General features: G+C 62.9%; 11 protein-coding genes and 1 tRNA gene. 1 reads left to right on the top strand and 11 read right to left on the bottom strand.

The features are described from left to right. Window positions 1-64: 64 nt before the first annotated feature. The 10 genes from JJC00_RS16550 to JJC00_RS16505 all read right to left on the bottom strand — a co-directional run bounded on the left by JJC00_RS16550 (window position 65) and on the right by JJC00_RS16505 (window position 15,301). On the bottom strand, window positions 65-2,125 hold the full coding sequence (locus JJC00_RS16550; RefSeq protein ID WP_200473578.1) for an FAD-dependent oxidoreductase: 2,061 nt from the start codon (window positions 2,123-2,125) through the stop codon (window positions 65-67). A 192-nt stretch (window positions 2,126-2,317) separates the two neighbouring features. Further along, window positions 2,318-6,514: a DNA-directed RNA polymerase subunit beta' gene (gene rpoC, locus JJC00_RS16545; protein ID WP_200473577.1), complete on the bottom strand. Its 4,197-nt coding sequence runs from the start codon at window positions 6,512-6,514 to the stop codon at window positions 2,318-2,320. A 129-nt stretch (window positions 6,515-6,643) separates the two neighbouring features. Continuing rightward, complete coding sequence (rpoB, locus tag JJC00_RS16540) at window positions 6,644-10,762, bottom strand: DNA-directed RNA polymerase subunit beta (protein WP_200473576.1); 4,119 nt, start codon at window positions 10,760-10,762, stop codon at window positions 6,644-6,646. 475 nt (window positions 10,763-11,237) lie between these two features. Then, complete coding sequence (gene rplL / locus JJC00_RS16535) at window positions 11,238-11,615, bottom strand: 50S ribosomal protein L7/L12 (RefSeq protein WP_028152883.1); 378 nt, start codon at window positions 11,613-11,615, stop codon at window positions 11,238-11,240. Between the two features lie 54 nt (window positions 11,616-11,669). After that, window positions 11,670-12,188: a 50S ribosomal protein L10 gene (gene rplJ, locus JJC00_RS16530; protein WP_200473575.1), complete on the bottom strand. Its 519-nt coding sequence runs from the start codon at window positions 12,186-12,188 to the stop codon at window positions 11,670-11,672. Between the two features lie 678 nt (window positions 12,189-12,866). Continuing rightward, window positions 12,867-13,559, bottom strand: coding sequence for a 50S ribosomal protein L1 (gene rplA, locus JJC00_RS16525; RefSeq protein ID WP_014494487.1), 693 nt, complete (start codon window positions 13,557-13,559; stop codon window positions 12,867-12,869). A 6-nt stretch (window positions 13,560-13,565) separates the two neighbouring features. After that, complete coding sequence (rplK, locus tag JJC00_RS16520; protein ID WP_200473574.1) at window positions 13,566-13,994, bottom strand: 50S ribosomal protein L11; 429 nt, start codon at window positions 13,992-13,994, stop codon at window positions 13,566-13,568. A 133-nt stretch (window positions 13,995-14,127) separates the two neighbouring features. Further along, window positions 14,128-14,688 carry a transcription termination/antitermination protein NusG gene (gene nusG / locus JJC00_RS16515; protein ID WP_129268045.1) on the bottom strand — a complete coding sequence of 187 codons (561 nt, stop codon included), beginning with the start codon at window positions 14,686-14,688 and terminating at the stop codon, window positions 14,128-14,130. After that, complete coding sequence (secE, locus tag JJC00_RS16510) at window positions 14,688-14,879, bottom strand: preprotein translocase subunit SecE (protein ID WP_007611620.1); 192 nt, start codon at window positions 14,877-14,879, stop codon at window positions 14,688-14,690. The genes nusG and secE overlap by 1 nt, the downstream gene beginning before the upstream one ends. A 346-nt stretch (window positions 14,880-15,225) precedes the next feature. Next, window positions 15,226-15,301 (bottom strand) — tRNA-Trp (locus JJC00_RS16505). A 148-nt stretch (window positions 15,302-15,449) separates the two neighbouring features. Here JJC00_RS16505 and JJC00_RS16500 point away from each other — a divergent pair. Beyond that, window positions 15,450-16,661: a serine hydrolase domain-containing protein gene (locus JJC00_RS16500; RefSeq protein ID WP_200473573.1), complete on the top strand. Its 1,212-nt coding sequence runs from the start codon at window positions 15,450-15,452 to the stop codon at window positions 16,659-16,661. Window positions 16,662-16,854: 193 nt separating this feature from the next. Here the strand turns inward: JJC00_RS16500 and JJC00_RS16495 are convergent, their stop codons facing one another. Beyond that, the gene (locus JJC00_RS16495; RefSeq protein WP_200473572.1) at window positions 16,855-17,622 is read right to left on the bottom strand and encodes an SDR family NAD(P)-dependent oxidoreductase; all 768 of its coding nucleotides are present in this window, start codon (window positions 17,620-17,622) and stop codon (window positions 16,855-16,857) included. Window positions 17,623-17,691 lie beyond the last annotated feature (69 nt).

Genomic DNA, 17,691 nt, shown 5'->3' with positions numbered 1-17,691 from the left:
ACCGATTCTATGCGATCAGGATGAATTCGGCAAAACAATTGGCGAATTCATCCGCGCTGTGATGCTAGTCGTCGTCTTCGTCCTCGACCTTGTCGAAGAAGGAATAGCGCAAGGAGTCGGCGTCGGCATACCACTGCCCCGGCCCCTTGTTGGCCGCGAGCGTCGCCGCCCAGAGCGCGTCGGCGCAGTCCTTGCGGTGCATCGACAGGTCGAAGCCGTTGCCGAAGAACAGTTCGGACCATTCCCACCAGGTGCCGAGCTTCTTGACCCCGCGCAGCAGGTCGTAGCGGTCGATCACGACCGAGGCCATGTCCGAGGTGATCGAGCCGAACACGAGGCCGGTCTTGACCACGCGGTTCAACTCTCGGATCGCACGGACCACCTGCTTCGGGGCAACGTGGCAGAGGCTGGTCTCGAACACGTAGTCGAATGAGCCGTCCTTGAACGGCATGTCCAGGATCGATCCAAGCTTGTTGTACTTCTTCAGCGCCTTCGGCGTCTTGGCGTGAATGACGCGGTTGTTCTCGATGCCCCAGGCATCGATACCACGCTCGCGCAGCGCGCCGACCAGCTCGCCGCTGGCGGAGCCCGCGACCAGGAGTTTTGCGCCCTTCGCCTTGCCCCAGACGATGCCGATCAGCTTTGCAAGGTAATCGGGATCGGTGAACTGCCGCCATGCTTCGCTATAGGGGCCAACGCCGCGATAGTTCTCAAAATAGTTGCGGTCGATCTTGTCCGAGACCGCCTTGCGGTCCTGGGCGTGCTCGCGGCGCAGCCGCATCATCTCGGTCAGGATGATGTCGGTCGCCGCGTCCGACGAGTCGAGCAGGCCGTTCAGCGTGGAGTCGAACAGATAATCGCCGACCACGACGATCCCGGGATGTTCCTTCGGCTCGGGCCGGTGATTGGTCATGACGTCGCGCACGGGCAGACCACCCGGTATCGCGTTCACCGACGACAGCCAACGGTGGATCTTGCCTTCCACGAAATGCCCACGCGCATCACCGAGCGAGGCCGGCAGCGATTTCAGCGCGGCGTCGATCAGTTCCTGGTCCGACAGATTGGCGAATGCCAGCGCATCGGAGCCGGGAATGAGCCAGTTCAGGACGCCGTGCTTGCCAACGTCGTGGCGCGCGCCCTCATTGTAGACGCAGCAGCCACCGAAGGCTTCCGACATGAACCAGGCGCCGGAAATCTTGTCACCCCAGAACGGGGACTCGAACAGGATCGAGACGCGCAGATAATGCGCGGGACGATCGAAATACGAAACGTGCTTGACCATCGATCTGCGGAGCTGCTCGCCTTCCCAGCCGACGGTGGAGAGCCAGGAATGCGGCAGGCAGACCAGCACGAGATCGAAGTCGCGCGTCTCCGGCCCCTTCCCGTTCATCATCTTGAGCTGATAGCGGCCGGTCGACGCCTTGCCGACGGTAAGCACGCGGTGATTGAGCTGGATGTCGGCGTTGACCTCCGACTGCAGGCATTCGATCAGCTGCTCGTTGCCGTTCTGGATGGAATATAGGCCGATATAGCCGTCGACATCCATCAGATAGTTCTTGAGCGCGTTGAGACCGTTGGTGTTGTGACTCTCGGTCGCAATATCGGAGCGCGCCATCACCTTGAAAAAGCGCTTTGCGGTCTCGTCCTCGACCTCTTCGTCGAGCACCTGCTCGGCGGTCTTGTAGGCCCAGGGGTTCTCGTTGTCGTGCGCGCCGACGCCCTCGTAATATTCGATCGGCGTCATCGCCTCGGCGCAGCGCATGCGGAACGATTCGATCGCTGCCGCAGTCTTGGCGCCGTATTTGCGGCGCATGCCGGCGACGTCATTGAGCAGTTCGCCGCCGAACTGCACCTGCTCGGCGTCCATCGGAATGGTCTGCAGGCCGAAATGCTGGATCAACTCGCGCAGCGGATCGGGACCCGTCATCGAGTAGTCGTAGATCTCGGCGACGCCGGCCTCGTACATCGCCGGCGCGGAATCGAATTTGCGCGTGACGATCTTGCCGCCGAGCCGATCGGAGGCTTCGTAGATGGTGATGCGGCAGAGGTCGCCAAGCTTACGCTTCAGGTACCAGGCGCTCATCAGCCCGCCGGGGCCGCCGCCTACGATTGCGAGATCAAGCATGTCAGTTCCGTGGTCTCCGGCCCTGCCCCCGTCACGGGACCACCGGCCTAAGCTCCCCTAGCAGAAGCGCTTTTCTGACTGAAGGAAAGATGAACAAAGGTTGATCCCGCATCGCAACAGGCAAACAAAGCAGCAAAAAGGCCGGCTTTCGCCGGCCCTTTCGTTGTCCTCTGTATTCCTACGGATGAACCATTATTCCGCGGGCGGCAGCGCAGGAAGCTCCGCTTCCGGCGCGGGCGACACGACGGCCGCCTGCTTCTCGCGCTCGTCGAGAATCATCTTGTCGCGCTTCACTGCGACTTCGCGGATCTTGGCCATGGAGGCGCCGGTGCCCGCCGGGATCAGCCGGCCGACGATGACGTTCTCCTTGAGACCCTCGAGCGGGTCGACCTTGCCGTTGACCGCCGCTTCCGTGAGGACGCGGGTGGTCTCCTGGAACGAGGCCGCCGAGAAGAAGGAGCGGGTCTGGAGGCTCGCCTTGGTGATGCCGAGCAGAACCGGCGTTCCCGTGGCGATCTTCTTGCCCTCTTCCTTGGCCTTCTCGTTCAGCGCGTCGAACTCGATCTTGTCGACCTGCTCGCCGGAGATCATGTCCGTGTCGCCCTGGTCGGTGACTTCCACCTTCTGGAGCATCTGACGGACAATCACCTCGATGTGCTTGTCGTTGATGAGCACGCCCTGGAGCCGGTAGACCTCCTGGATTTCGTTGACCAGATAGGCCGCGAGCTCCTCGATGCCCTTGACCGCAAGGATGTCGTGCGGCGCCGGGTTGCCTTCCACGATGAAGTCGCCCTTTTCGACGACGTCGCCGTCCTGAAGGTGGATGTGCTTGCCCTTCGGGATCAGGTACTCGCGCGGCTCGTCGGTCTTGTCCATCGGCTCGATCGAGATGCGACGCTTGTTCTTGTAGTCGCGTCCGAACCGGATGGTGCCCGCGATTTCGGCGATGATCGCCGCATCCTTCGGACGCCGTGCCTCGAACAGCTCCGCCACCCGCGGCAGACCGCCGGTGATGTCACGCGTCTTGGCGCTTTCGGTCGACACACGGGCGAGGATGTCACCCGGGTTGACCTTGGCACCGACGTCGACCGACAGAATGCCGTCGACCGACAGCATGTAGCGAGCATCGCCGCCACGGGCGAGCTTGAGCACCTTGCCGTCCTTGCCCTTGACCACGATGGCCGGACGCAGATCCGCGCCGCCGCGGGTCGAGCGCCAGTCGATGACCACGCGCTTGGCGATACCGGTGGCCTCGTCCAGCGTTTCCGTGATCGACTGCCCTTCGACCAGATCCTCGAAGCCGATGGTTCCTTCGACCTCGGTGAGCAGCGGACGGGTGTAGGGATCCCACTCGACGATGCGCTGGCCACGCTTGACGGTGTCGCCCTCGTCGACGTGCAGGCGCGCGCCGTACTGGATACGGTGCGTCGCACGCTCGGTGCCATCGGCATCGACGATCGCCACAACCATGTTGCGCACCATCGCGACCAGGTGACCTTCGCTGTTGCGGGCGATGGCCTTGTTCCGGATCACGATCTTGCCGTCGAAATTGGCTTCGACGAAGGACTGCTCGTTGAGCTGCGCCGCACCACCGATGTGGAAGGTGCGCATGGTGAGCTGGGTGCCCGGCTCGCCGATCGACTGCGCCGCGATGACGCCGACGGCTTCACCGTGGTTGACCGGCGTGCCGCGGGCGAGGTCGCGGCCGTAGCACTTGCCGCAGATGCCGTTGACGAGCTCGCAGGTCAGCGCCGAGCGGATCTTCACCTCCTGCACACCACCCTGCTGGATGGCGTCCAGATGGCTTTCTTCCATCAGCGTATCGCGCTTGATGATCACCTTGCCGGAGCTGTCACGGATGTCTTCGCAGGCCGTGCGTCCGAGGATGCGCGAGCCGAGCGAAGCGACCACGGTGCCGGCATCGACGATGGCGCGCATCTTGATGCCGAGCTTGGTGCCGCAGTCGGACTGCGTGATGATGCAGTCCTGCGCGACGTCGACCAGACGACGGGTCAGGTAGCCCGAGTTCGCGGTCTTCAACGCGGTGTCCGCGAGGCCCTTGCGGGCGCCGTGGGTCGAGTTGAAGTACTCGAGAACCGAGAGGCCTTCCTTGAAGTTCGAGATGATCGGCGTCTCGATGATCTCACCCGACGGCTTGGCCATCAGGCCGCGCATGCCGGCGAGCTGGCGCATCTGGGCCGGCGAACCGCGGGCACCGGAGTGAGCCATCATGTAGATCGAGTTGATGTCGGCATCGGCTCCACTCGCCGTCTTCTTGGTGGAGGAGATCTCCTTCATCATCGCCTTGGCGATTTCTTCCGTGGCCTTCGACCAGGCGTCGACGACCTTGTTGTACTTCTCGCCGTGGGTGATCAGACCGTCGTTGTACTGCTGCTCGAAATCCTTCGCCAGCGTACGGGTGGTGTCGACGATCTTCCACTTGCTGTGCGGCACGACCATGTCGTCCTTGCCGAACGAGATGCCGGCCTTGAACGCGTTGTAGAAGCCGAGCGCCATGATGCGGTCGCAGAAGATCACGGTCTCCTTCTGGCCGCAGTGGCGGTAGACCTGGTCGATGACGCCCGAGATCTCGCGCTTGGTCATCAGCTTGTTGATGATCTCGTACGAGATGCGCGGGTTCCGCGGCAGCAGATTGCCGAGCATGACACGGCCGGCGGTGGTCTCGATCCAGCGCTTGGAGATCTTGCCGGTCTCATCCATGCCTTCCCACCGATACTTGATCTTGGTGTGGAGGTGGATGACCTTCGCATGCAGCGCGTGCTCGAGCTCGGCCATGTCGCCGAACAGCTTGCCCTCGCCGGGCAGGCCTTCGCGCATGATCGAGACGTAGTAGAGACCGAGCACGATGTCCTGCGACGGCACGATGATCGGCTGGCCGTTCGCCGGATGCAGGATGTTGTTGGTCGACATCATCAGCACGCGCGCTTCCAGCTGCGCTTCGAGCGACAGCGGAACGTGCACGGCCATCTGATCGCCGTCGAAGTCGGCGTTGAACGCGGAGCAGACCAGCGGGTGAAGCTGGATCGCCTTGCCCTCGATCAGCACCGGCTCGAACGCCTGGATGCCCAGACGATGCAGCGTCGGCGCGCGATTGAGCAGCACGGGATGCTCGCGAATCACCTCGTCCAGGATGTCCCAGACCTCGGGCCGCTCCTTCTCGACCAGCTTCTTCGCCTGCTTCACGGTGGTGGACAGGCCCTTGGCGTCAAGCCGCGAATAGATGAATGGCTTGAACAGCTCGAGCGCCATCTTCTTCGGCAGGCCGCACTGATGCAGGCGCAGCTCGGGACCGACCACGATCACCGAACGGCCCGAATAGTCGACGCGCTTGCCGAGCAGGTTCTGGCGGAAACGGCCCTGCTTGCCCTTCAGCATGTCGGCGAGCGACTTCAGCGGGCGCTTGTTGGCACCCGTGATGACGCGGCCGCGACGGCCGTTGTCGAACAGCGCATCGACCGCCTCCTGAAGCATGCGCTTCTCGTTGCGGATGATGATGTCAGGCGCGCGCAGCTCCATCAGCCGCTTCAAGCGGTTGTTGCGGTTGATGACGCGGCGGTAGAGGTCGTTGAGGTCGGAGGTCGCGAAGCGGCCGCCGTCCAGCGGCACCAGCGGACGCAGGTCCGGCGGGATCACGGGAACGACAGTCAGGATCATCCATTCCGGCTTGTTGCCGGAGTGGCGGAAGGCCTCGACGATCTTCAGGCGCTTGGCGAGCTTCTTGTGCTTGATGTCGGAGTCGGTCTCCTGCATCTCGGCGCGCAAGGTCAGCTCGAGCTTCTCGAGGTCCATGCCCTTGAGCAGTTCGCGGATCGCTTCCGCGCCGATCATGGCGGTGAAGGAATCCTGGCCGTACTCGTCCTGCGCCTTCAGGTACTCGTCTTCCGACAGCAGCTGACGGTCCTTCAGCGCGGTGAGGCCGGGCTCAAGCACGACGTAATATTCGAAGTAGAGGATCCGCTCGAGATCCTTCAGCGTCATGTCGAGCAGCAGGCCGATGCGCGACGGCAGCGACTTCAGGAACCAGATGTGGGCGACGGGAGCCGCGAGCTCGATATGGCCCATGCGCTCGCGCCGGACGCGCGACAGCGTGACCTCGACCGAGCACTTCTCGCAGATGATGCCCTTGTACTTCATGCGCTTGTACTTGCCGCACAAGCACTCGTAGTCCTTGATCGGCCCGAAGATGCGGGCGCAGAACAGGCCGTCGCGCTCGGGCTTGAAGGTACGGTAGTTGATGGTCTCCGGCTTCTTGATCTCGCCGTAGGACCAGGACAGAATCTTCTCCGGGGACGCGATCGAGATGCGGATCTGGTCGAAGACCTGAGCCGGCGTCGTCGGGTTAAAGAGATTCATAATTTCTTGGTTCATCGTCTTCTCCTCGCGTGCCGGTCGCCTCCGGCCGCAAATTCGAAAATCACTCAAGCGGGGCGCCCTGCCCTCAAGGCATCGGGAGGGGCGCCAATGCCCGGCCGCGAAGGCCGGGCATGAAAGGTCGAATTACTCGGCCGCTTCCGACGTCGGCGCCGGGCCCACCTTGGAATTGTGCAGGTCGACGTTGAGGCCGAGCGAGCGCATTTCCTTGACCAGCACGTTGAACGATTCCGGGATACCGGCCTCGAAGGTGTCGTCGCCACGCACGATCGCCTCGTACACTTTGGTACGGCCGGCGACGTCGTCCGACTTCACGGTCAGCATTTCCTGGAGCGTGTAGGCCGCGCCATAAGCTTCGAGCGCCCACACCTCCATTTCGCCGAAACGCTGGCCGCCGAACTGCGCCTTGCCGCCCAGCGGCTGCTGGGTGACGAGCGAGTACGGACCGATCGAACGCGCATGGATCTTGTCGTCGACGAGATGGTGCAGCTTGAGCATGTAGATGTAGCCCACCGTCACCTTGCGGTCGAAGGCATCGCCGGTGCGGCCGTCATAGACGGTCGACTGACCCGAAGCGTCGAGACCGGCAAGCTTCAGCATCTCCTCGATGTCGGCTTCCTTGGCACCGTCGAACACCGGCGTCGCGATCGGCACGCCGCGGCTGAGGTTATGGCCGAGTTCAAGCAGCTCGTTGTCGTTGAGCGTCTTGATCGTCTCGTCCTCGCCGTAGACCTTCTTCAAGGTTTCCTTCAGCGGCTTGATGTCCTGCTTCGACAGGTAGGCATCGACCGTCTGGCCGATACGCTTGCCGAGGCCGGCACAGGCCCAGCCGAGATGGGTCTCGAGGATCTGTCCGACGTTCATGCGCGAGGGCACGCCGAGCGGATTGAGCACGATGTCGGCATGCGTGCCGTCTTCGAGGAACGGCATGTCCTCGATCGGCACGATCTTCGACACCACGCCCTTGTTGCCGTGGCGGCCGGCCATCTTGTCGCCGGGCTGGATCTTGCGCTTCACCGCGACGAAGACCTTGACCATCTTCATCACGCCGGGCGGCAATTCGTCACCGCGCTGAAGCTTCTCGACCTTGTCGAGGAAGCGCTGCTCGAGCCCCTTCTTCGATTCGTCGTACTGCTTCCGCATGGCCTCGATCTCGGCCATCAGCTTGTCGTTCGGCGACGCGAACAGCCACCACTGCGACTTCGGGTACTCCTCGAGCACCGCGCGGGTGATCTTGGTGTCCTTCTTGAAGCCCTTCGGGCCCGCAATGCCCTGCCGTCCCTCGAGGAGCTCGGCAAGACGGTTGTAGACGTTACGGTCCAGGATCGCCTGCTCGTCGTCGCGGTCCTTGGCCAGACGCTCGATCTCTTCCCGCTCGATCGCCAGCGCACGCTCGTCCTTGTCGACGCCGTGACGGTTGAACACGCGGACTTCCACGATCGTGCCCTGCACGCCCGGGGGAACGCGCAGCGAGGTGTCGCGAACGTCGGAGGCTTTTTCGCCGAAGATGGCGCGCAGAAGCTTTTCTTCCGGCGTCATCGGGCTCTCGCCCTTCGGGGTGATCTTGCCGACCAGGATGTCGCCGGCGCGCACTTCCGCACCGATGTAGACGATACCGGCTTCGTCGAGGTTCTTCAGCGCTTCTTCCGAGACGTTCGGAATGTCGCGGGTGATTTCCTCAGGCCCGAGCTTGGTGTCGCGGGCCATCACTTCGAACTCCTCGATGTGGATCGAGGTGAATACGTCTTCCTTCACGATCCGCTCGGAGAGCAGGATCGAGTCTTCGAAGTTGTAGCCGTTCCACGGCATGAACGCGACCAGCACGTTGCGGCCGAGCGCGAGCTCGCCGAGATCGGTCGACGGACCGTCGGCGATGATGTCGCCCTTCTTGACGATGTCGCCGACCTTCACCAGCGGACGCTGGTTGATGCAGGTCGACTGGTTGGAGCGCTGGTACTTCATCAGCCTGTAGATATCGACGCCCGACTTGGTCGGATCGAGATCTTCGGTGGCGCGGATGACGACGCGGGTTGCGTCGATCTGGTCGATCACGCCCGAACGGCGCGCCGCGATCGCAGCACCCGAGTCACGCGCAACCACGCCTTCCATGCCGGTGCCGACGAACGGCGCCTCGGCGCGAACCAGCGGCACCGCCTGACGCTGCATGTTCGAGCCCATCAGCGCGCGGTTGGCGTCGTCGTTCTCGAGGAACGGGATCAGGGCCGCGGCGACCGAAACCAGCTGCTTCGGCGACACGTCCATGTAGTCGACCTTGTCCGGCGTCACCGGCAAGACTTCGCCGGCGTGACGGCAGACCACCAGGTCTTCGGTGAAGCGGCCCTTCGGGTCGAGCGGCACGTTGGCCTGCGCGACCGTGTAGCGGCCCTCTTCCATCGCCGAAAGGTACACGACCTCGTCGGTGACGCGGCCGTCCTTCACCTTGCGATAAGGCGTCTCGACGAAGCCGTACTTGTTCACGCGCGCGAAGGTGGCGAGCGAGTTGATCAGACCGATGTTCGGACCTTCCGGCGTCTCGATCGGGCAGATGCGGCCGTAATGCGTCGGATGCACGTCGCGCACCTCGAAGCCGGCGCGCTCGCGGGTCAGACCGCCCGGTCCAAGTGCCGACAGGCGGCGCTTGTGGGTGATCTCCGACAGCGGATTGGTCTGGTCCATGAACTGCGAGAGCTGCGAGGAGCCGAAGAACTCGCGCACGGCGGCAGCCGCCGGCTTCGCGTTGATCAGGTCCTGCGGCATGACCGTGTCGATGTCGACCGAGGACATGCGCTCCTTGATCGCGCGCTCCATGCGCAGGAGGCCGATGCGGTACTGGTTCTCCATGAGCTCGCCGACCGAGCGCACACGGCGGTTGCCGAGATGGTCGATGTCGTCGATCTCGCCCTTGCCGTCGCGCAGGTCCACCAGCGTCTTGATGACGGAGAGGATGTCCTCCTTGCGCAGGGTGCGCTGGGTGTCGGGCGCATCGAGGTCGAGGCGCATGTTCATCTTGACGCGGCCGACCGCGGAGAGGTCGTAACGCTCGGCGTCGAAGAACAGCGACTGGAACATCGCCTGCGCCGAATCCAGCGTCGGCGGCTCGCCCGGACGCATCACGCGGTAGATGTCGAACAGCGCGTCTTCACGCGTCATGTTCTTGTCGGCCGAGAGCGTGTTGCGGATGTAGGCGCCGACATTGACGTGGTCGATGTCGAGCAGCGGCAGTTCCTTGTAGCCGTGCTCGTTGAGGGCCTTCATCGACTTGTCGGTGATTTCCTCGCCGGCTTCGGCGTGGATCTCACCCGTCTTCGGGTTGACGAGATCCTCGGCGAGATAGTTGCCGACGAGCTCCTCATCCGACAGGCGTAGCGCCTTGAGCCCCTTCTCCTGCATCTGACGCGCACCGCGCACGGTGAGCTTCTTGCCGGCCTCGAGCACGACCTTGCCGGTGTCGGCGTCGATCAGGTCGTTGATGGTCGAATAACCGCGGAAACGGTTGGCGTCGAACGGAACGCGCCAGCCTTCCTTGGTCCGCTTGTAGAGGATCTTCTTGTAGAACGTGGACAGGATCGCCTCGCCGTCCAGGCCGAGGGCGAACATCAGCGACGTCACCGGAATCTTGCGGCGACGGTCGATACGCGCATAAACGATGTCCTTGGCGTCGAACTCGATGTCGAGCCAGGAGCCGCGATACGGGATCACGCGGGCCGCGAACAGCAGCTTGCCCGAGGAATGGGTCTTTCCCTTGTCGTGGTCGAAGAACACGCCCGGCGAACGGTGCATCTGCGAGACGATGACGCGCTCGGTGCCGTTCACGATGAAGGTGCCGTTCATCGTCATGAGCGGAATGTCGCCCATGTAGACGTCCTGCTCCTTGATGTCCTTGACCGACTTCGCGCCGGTTTCCTCGTCGATATCGAACACGATGAGGCGCAGCGTCACCTTGAGGGGAGCCGCGAAGGTCATGCCGCGCTGGCGGCACTCGTCGACGTCATACTTCGGCTGCTCGAACTCGTAGCGGACGAATTCCAGCATCGAGGTGCCCGAGAAGTCCGAGATCGGGAACACCGAGCGGAATACGGCCTGCAGGCCCTCGTCGAGGCGACCGCCCGTGGGTTCATCGACCATCAGGAACTGGTCATAGGACGCCTTCTGAACCTCGATGAGGTTCGGCATCTCGGCGACTTCCTTGATGTGTCCGAAGAACTTGCGAACGCGTTTGCGACCGGTGAATGTCTGCTGCGCCATCGTGGCCTCTCATTTCGTCGCCCGCTCTGGGCGCGCCGTCCAGGACGCGGCTGCCACCGCTCCCCGGGTTGAATTTTTCGAACCCGTTTTGGGGAACCGAAAATCCAGTTTCAGGCCGTCATGTCCTGAATCTGTTCTTCAGACCTTCAAAACGCAAAACGACGCGCGGGGCGCATAGGCACGCCCGCCCGTCACAACGATCGTCTTCACGGACTGCAAAAGCCCGAAATAGCCTGCTCTCCCAACGGCTTACAGGGAAATCCGGCATCCCTGCCCACCGCGCTTTCGTGCTGTCGACCCGATATGGGGCGACAATAGTGGAGATTCGAGGGGCACACCCTCAAATCCCCACACATTTTCGTGTTCGGCCTGCGTCGGGACGATCCGTCGCACGCCTTTTGCATCCGGCCCACCCTTTTGAGGGATGGACCAAGGGCCCCGGGGCTCGGCCCGGGGCCTCGTCAGCAAGCGTTGCTTACTTGAGCTCGACCTTCGCGCCAGCCTTCTCAAGCTGGACCTTGATCTTCTCGGCTTCGTCCTTGTTCACGCCTTCCTTGACAGGCTTCGGCGCGCCCTCGACGAGGTCCTTTGCTTCCTTCAGGCCCAGGCCGGTGATGGCGCGGACTTCCTTGATGACCTCGATCTTCTTGTCGCCGGCGGCGGCGAGAACGACCGTGAACTCGGTCTTCTCTTCAGCCGGAGCGGCGGCAGCGCCACCACCAGCCGGGCCGGCCACGGCGACGGCCGCGGCAGCCGAAACGCCCCACTTCTCTTCGAGGAGCTTCGCGAGTTCGGCAGCTTCGAGCACGGTGAGGCTCGAGAGGTCGTCAACGATCTTCTGCAAGTCAGCCATTGTTCAGTTTCCTTGAATGTAAGTCTGGTTCGGGTTTGAGTTTTGCGAAGGGCGTCAGGCCGCTTCGCCCTTTGAGGCATGAGCCTGGATGACGCGCGCGAGCTTGCCCGCGGGCGCGTTGGCGAGCTGAGCGAGCTTGGTCGCCGGGGCCACAAGCAGCCCGACGATCTTGGCACGCAGCTCATCAAGCGACGGCAGTGAGGCAAGTGCCTTCACGCCGTCGACATTCAGGACGGTCTTCCCCATCGAGCCGCCAACGATGACGAACTTTTCGTTCGCCTTGGCGAATTCGACGGCGACCTTTGGCGCCGCTACCGGATCGTTCGAAGTGGCGATCACGGTCGGTCCCTTCAGCATGGGGCCGATGGCAACGACGTCAGTGCCTTCAAGAGCAATTTTGGCGAGACGGTTCTTCGAGACCTTCACAGAGGCGCCAGCCTGCTTCATCTGCGTGCGCAGCTTCTGCATCTGGGCAACTGTGAGGCCGGAATATTGAGCAACGACCGCGACGCTCGTGGTCTTGAAGACCCCATTGAGCTGTTCGACCGCTTCTTTTTTTGCCGCTCGTTCCACAGCAAGCTCTTTCCGGTTGGCGGTCATCGCGAAAAGCGGGACCGCCGGGTTGCACCCATCGCCCCACCCAAAACCTGAACCTCAGGGTCAAAACCCATCGGACACGCGCCGGGCGAGACGACAATTCAAAGCCTGCCCTCCGGGAGCTCGTTGGAGCCCACGGCGTGTCGAGGTCCGAACCAAACCCATTCTGCGACCACCTTAAGGTGGAACGCGAAGTGAAATCCGGTCTTCACCCGTCTATGCAGGCCATGCGATTAAGCCATTGAGAAATCGAAATTTCCCGCAGGCGCCTGCAGTCTTGGACAGGACAAGGCCAGCCGGCGAACCGCCTGACCTCTGCCCGCATCCCACCAACCGATGGATTTTCCTTCCTTTTCGGGCAAATCCTCACGGACGTCCTGAAAAGGAATGATCTCCTGCGTGTCGGGTTTTCGGAATGCGTGCACAGACGCGCCAGCCAAGGCCGGCACGTCCGGAAGCGGTTCTTTAACCGCTCTCTGCCCGCTTGCCAAGAGCAAAATTCACACCAGTTCCAATCCGTTGCCGGTGGGGCTTGAGGCGGCCTGACAAGGGCCGATTCAGGCCGATTTGACCCACAAGGTAGCGGCTTGCACAAACGACGAAGGGCGGAATCGGTTGCCCAATTCCGCCCCTCGCCTCGTGCAATTTCCAGACTTAGCCGAGAATGGTACCCGGCTCGACCTTCACGCCCGGGCCCATCGTCGAGGACACCGCAACGCGCTGGATGTAGGTGCCCTTGGAGCCAGCCGGCTTCGCCTTCGAGACAGCATCGGCGAGAGCCTTGATGTTCTCGACCAGCTTCTCCTCGGAGAACGAGGCCTTGCCGACGCCGGCCTGCAGGATGCCGGCCTTCTCGACGCGGAACTCGACCGAGCCGCCCTTGGCGCCCTTGACCGCACCGGTGACGTCCATAGTCACGGTGCCGATCTTCGGGTTCGGCATCAGCCCGCGCGGGCCAAGCACCTTACCGAGACGGCCGACCAGCGGCATCATGTCGGGAGTGGCGATGCAGCGGTCGAAATCGATCGAGCCGTTCTGCACCTTCTCGACCAGGTCTTCGGCGCCGACGACGTCGGCACCGGCAGCCTTGGCTTCATCAGCCTTGGCGCCACGGGCGAACACGCCGACGCGGAGCGTACGGCCGGTGCCGTTCGGCAGGGTCACGACGCCGCGGACCATCTGGTCGGCGTGACGCGGATCGACGCCGAGATTGATCGCGACCTCGATGGTCTCGTCGAACTTCGCCTTGGCGCGTTCCTTGACCATCTTGATGGCGTCCGCGAGCGGGTAAAGCTTTTCGCGGTCAACACCTTCGCGGGCTTTGTTCAAACGCTTTCCGATTGCCATAAGCCCTTACCCCGCCACTTCCAGACCCATCGAACGGGCAGAGCCCTCGACCATCTTCATGGCCGATTCGATAGTGTCGCAATTGAGATCCTTCATCTTCTTCTCGGCGATCTCGCGCACCTGCTCCTTGGTCACCTTGCCGGCCTTGTCACGGCCCGGCGCCTTCGAGCCGGACTGGATTTTTGCAGCCTGCTTGAGGAAGAAGGACATCGGAGGGGTCTTCATCTCGAACGTGAACGAACGATCGGCGTAGATCGTGATCACGACGGGAATCGGGGTGTTCTTCTCTTCCTTCTGGGTCTGGGCGTTGAACGCCTTGCAGAACTCCATGATGTTGAGACCGCGCTGACCAAGCGCGGGACCGATCGGGGGCGAAGGATTCGCCGCACCGGCCGGGACCTGAAGCTTCAGGTATCCGGTCACTTTCTTTGCCATGTATCACTCCTGTTGTGCCGGCCTGGACCGGCGGTTTCAGGTTCGTGGTCTGGGTCGGATGCGGCTGGCAACCGCCCCCTCCCTCCCACGGCCTCTCTTTGCGGGAAGCCTTTCGGCTTCACGCGTGACCCGATCAGACCTTCTCGACCTGACCGAATTCCAGTTCGACCGGCGTGGCGCGGCCGAAGATCGACACCGCGACCTTCACGCGCGAGCGCGCCTCGTCGATTTCCTCGACAACACCCGAGAACGAGGCGAACGGTCCGTCGGCCACGCGCACGTTCTCGCCGATCTCGAACGACACAGAAGCCTTCGGCCGTTCCACACCTTCCTGCACCTGGTGCAGGATGCGCATGGCCTCGGCTTCCGAGATCGGCATCGGCTTGTTCTCGGCGCCGAGGAAGCCCGTGACCTTCGGGGTGTTCTTGATCAGATGAAACGCCTCGTCGGTCAGCTTCATCTTCACCAGCACGTAGCCGGGGAAGAACTTGCGCTCGGCGTCGATCTTGCGGCCGCGGCGCACTTCCGTGACCTTTTCGGTCGGAACCAGCACCAGCTCGAACAGCTCCTCGAGCCCGCGCTGCTTGGCCTGCTCGCGGATCGATTCGGCGACCTTCTTCTCGAAGTTCGAGTAGGCGTGGACGATGTACCAGCGCTTGTCGGTCGATTGGGTTGCAGCGGCTGCTGTTGCCATCAGTGAATGCCCAAAAGGAAGGTGATGAGGTAACGGATGATCTGGTCGGCGGCGAAGAAGAAGATCGAGGCCACGGCGACCATCACGAACACCATGATGGTGGTGATCGTGGTCTCACGACGGGTCGGCCAGGTGACCTTGGCGGTCTCCGAGCGAACTTCCTGCAAGAACTTGAACGGGCTGACTGCCATCGTTTGAGGTCCAACGTCCTTCGCCAGACGCGATTAAAGATTTCAGGGATCCGAACAGCCGCCTGTGGCCCAGCCCTCTGTCTCGAAGGATGAGCCGGAAAACCGGGCTCGATTGTTCGGGGGATTTCAAAGCCGCGCCGGAAATCCGCGTTTAACGGGCCGGCTGCGAGTGCCGGGTAGATACTGCGGATGGGGCCAAAGGTCAAGGCGTGGCGGGGCGGAATGCGTGTGGACCCGGCTCGCGGACGCGATGCGGATCAAGGGCTTATGGGCCCCGCATGATGCACGGTCCGAGCTTTTCGGCCCGCCGCCGTCCTGCCTGTCGATCCTGATTGTCCGGATTAGCTGGCAGGAGTGGCAGGGCTCGAACCTGCGACCCCCGGTTTTGGAGACCGGTGCTCTACCAATTGAGCTACACTCCTACGGACCCTGCGTTGCCGCGGATCAGGGGCGCTTTCAAGCACAGGGGACGGCTCAATTGCAAGGGTGAAGCGCGCTGGCTTCGCTTGTTTGTACCGTGGCTTCCGGGCCAGAGTTCGTTCCCGACAATCATGGGCCCCGGGAGTGAACATGACCGCCACAGCCGCGACCGCGCTGAAAACACGGCCTCTCCCCGAGGCTAAGCCGGAAACGCTGGGTCTGTCGCGGCCCCGCCTCCAGGCGATGTCGGATGCCTTCAAGCGCGAGATCGACAAAGGAACCGTGCCCGGCGTGACCGTGCTGGTGGCCCGCCGCGGCCAGGTCGGCTGGTTCGAGGCGCTCGGCAAGCAGAGCCCGACGGGCTCGACGCCGATGGCGCTTGAGTCGATCTTCCGGATCTTCTCGATGACCAAGCCCATCGTCTCGGTTGGCATCATGGCGCTGGTCGAGGACGGCCACCTCCTCCTCGGCGATCCCGTCGCGAAATTCATTCCGGAGTTCGCCAACCAGAAGGTCGGCGTGGTCAGCGGCGACACGCTGAAGCTGGTTCCGCCGAAGCGGCCGATGACGGTGCAGGACCTGCTGCGTCACACCTCGGGCCTCACCTACGAGCACCAGGGCGACGGCCCCGTGCACAAGCTCTACCAGGAGTCCCGCGTCCGCAGCCGCAAGATCACCAGTGCCGAGCATGCGGCGTTGGTGGCGAGCTTCCCGCTCGTCTGCCACCCCGGCGACGAGTTCAACTACAGCCGCTCCACCGACATCCTCGGCCGCATCATCGAAATCATCAGCGGCAAATCGCTCGGCAGCTTCCTCACGGAACGTATCCTCGCGCCGCTACAGATGACCGAGACCGGATTCTCGACCTCCGAGGCCAACGCCGGTCGGCTCGCCCAGCCGTTCGAAGCCGATCCCTGGACCGGCGACAAGGTCGCGCTCTTCAACATGCTGGAGCAGCCGGTCATGGAGTCCGGCGGCGGCGGTCTCGTCTCAACCACGATGGACTACGCCCGCTTCGCGCTGATGCTGCGCAATGGTGGCACCCTCCATGGCAACAGGATCATCGGCCGCAAGACGCTGGAGCTGATGGCGTCCGATCACCTCGGGCCTCACGTCGTCACCAACGGTACGCTGCTGTCGCCCGGCCACGGTTTCGGCCTCGGCTTCGCCGTGCGCCGCGAGGCCGGCATCGCGCCCTTCCCCGGCAGCGTCGGCCAGTATTTCTGGAGCGGCATTGCGGGGACGTTCTTCTGGATCGATCCGAAAGAGGATCTGTTCACGGTGTTCATGAGCCAGGGCCCGGGCCAACGTGATTTCACGCGGACACTGGTGCGGAATCTGGTGTACGCGGCGGTGGATTGAGGGCAGACCTGCATCCACATTCTCGCTGTCATGCCCCGCGAAGGGGCATCCAGTACGCTGCGACAGATGTGGTGAGATCGAATTCCCTAACGCTGGCCTCTGGGATACTGGATCGCCCGCCTTCGCGGGCGATGACACCTGTGGATGACACCTGTGTATGGGCGAGCTGCGTGCCACACCGCGCGCAATCGCCTCAGCTAATCGTCGCGCCGCCGTCGATCACCATGGTCTGGCCGGTCATGAAGTCGCCGGCCGCGGATCCCAGGAACACCGCGGCGCCTGCGATCTCGTCGGGGACGCCGATGCGGAGCAGCGGCGAGCGCGCCGTCGAGGCTTTCAGATTCTCCGGATTGTCCCACAGCGCTTTCGCAAAATCGGTCTTGATCAGGCCGGGCGCGATGCAGTTCACGCGGATGTTGTGCTTGCCGTATTCGCAAGCCAGGTTGCGCGCGAGCTGCATGTCGGCGGCCTTCGAGATCGCGTAGGCGCCGAGGATGGTCGACCCCTTGAGGCCGCCGATCGAGGAGACGATGATAACCGAGCCATCCTTGCGCTCGATCATCTGCGGCACCACCATCGAGATCAGCCAGTTGTTGGCGACGATGTTGTTGTCGAGAATTTTTCGGAACTGATCGTCTGAGATGCCGGCGAGCGGACCGTAATACGGGTTCGATGCGGCGTTGCAGACCAGCACGTCGATCTTGCCGAAGGCGCGGTTGCTCTCGTCGACGAGGTTTTGCAGATTTTCCTTCGACGAGATATTCGCCGCGATCGCGACCGCGGTGCCCTTGCCGAACTTGTCGTTGATGCCCTTGGCGACTTCCTCGCAGACATCGGCCTTGCGCGAGGAGATCACGACCTTGGCGCCGTGCTCGGCCATGCGCTCAGCGATCGCAAGCCCGATGCCGCGCGTCGAGCCGGTGATGACGGCAACTTTGCCCTTCATGTCGAACAAGGTCATGTTTCTCTCCCAGATTATGACTTGAATTGCTTGAAGCTTACGCCGCGTCCGCGTGAGCGGACAACGGTC

Source organism: Bradyrhizobium diazoefficiens, from assembly GCF_016616885.1.
In the GTDB taxonomy this organism is placed as follows: domain Bacteria; phylum Pseudomonadota; class Alphaproteobacteria; order Rhizobiales; family Xanthobacteraceae; genus Bradyrhizobium; species Bradyrhizobium diazoefficiens_F.
Note: the sequence above shows the minus strand (reverse complement) of the source record. Positions and strands in the feature narration are given on the sequence as shown.

What these genes read in the sequence shown, in the direction of transcription:
- rplL (WP_028152883.1), bottom strand. Translation starts at nt 11,615, where the DNA reads ATGGCTGACTTGCAGAAGATCGTTGACGACCTCTCGAGCCTCACCGTG.
- JJC00_RS16500 (WP_200473573.1), top strand. Translation starts at nt 15,450, where the DNA reads ATGACCGCCACAGCCGCGACCGCGCTGAAAACACGGCCTCTCCCCGAG.
- nusG (WP_129268045.1), bottom strand. Translation starts at nt 14,688, where the DNA reads ATGGCAACAGCAGCCGCTGCAACCCAATCGACCGACAAGCGCTGGTAC.
- rplA (WP_014494487.1), bottom strand. Translation starts at nt 13,559, where the DNA reads ATGGCAATCGGAAAGCGTTTGAACAAAGCCCGCGAAGGTGTTGACCGC.
- JJC00_RS16550 (WP_200473578.1), bottom strand. Translation starts at nt 2,125, where the DNA reads ATGCTTGATCTCGCAATCGTAGGCGGCGGCCCCGGCGGGCTGATGAGC.
- rpoC (WP_200473577.1), bottom strand. Translation starts at nt 6,514, where the DNA reads ATGAACCAAGAAATTATGAATCTCTTTAACCCGACGACGCCGGCTCAG.
- rpoB (WP_200473576.1), bottom strand. Translation starts at nt 10,762, where the DNA reads ATGGCGCAGCAGACATTCACCGGTCGCAAACGCGTTCGCAAGTTCTTC.
- secE (WP_007611620.1), bottom strand. Translation starts at nt 14,879, where the DNA reads ATGGCAGTCAGCCCGTTCAAGTTCTTGCAGGAAGTTCGCTCGGAGACC.
- rplK (WP_200473574.1), bottom strand. Translation starts at nt 13,994, where the DNA reads ATGGCAAAGAAAGTGACCGGATACCTGAAGCTTCAGGTCCCGGCCGGT.
- JJC00_RS16495 (WP_200473572.1), bottom strand. Translation starts at nt 17,622, where the DNA reads ATGACCTTGTTCGACATGAAGGGCAAAGTTGCCGTCATCACCGGCTCG.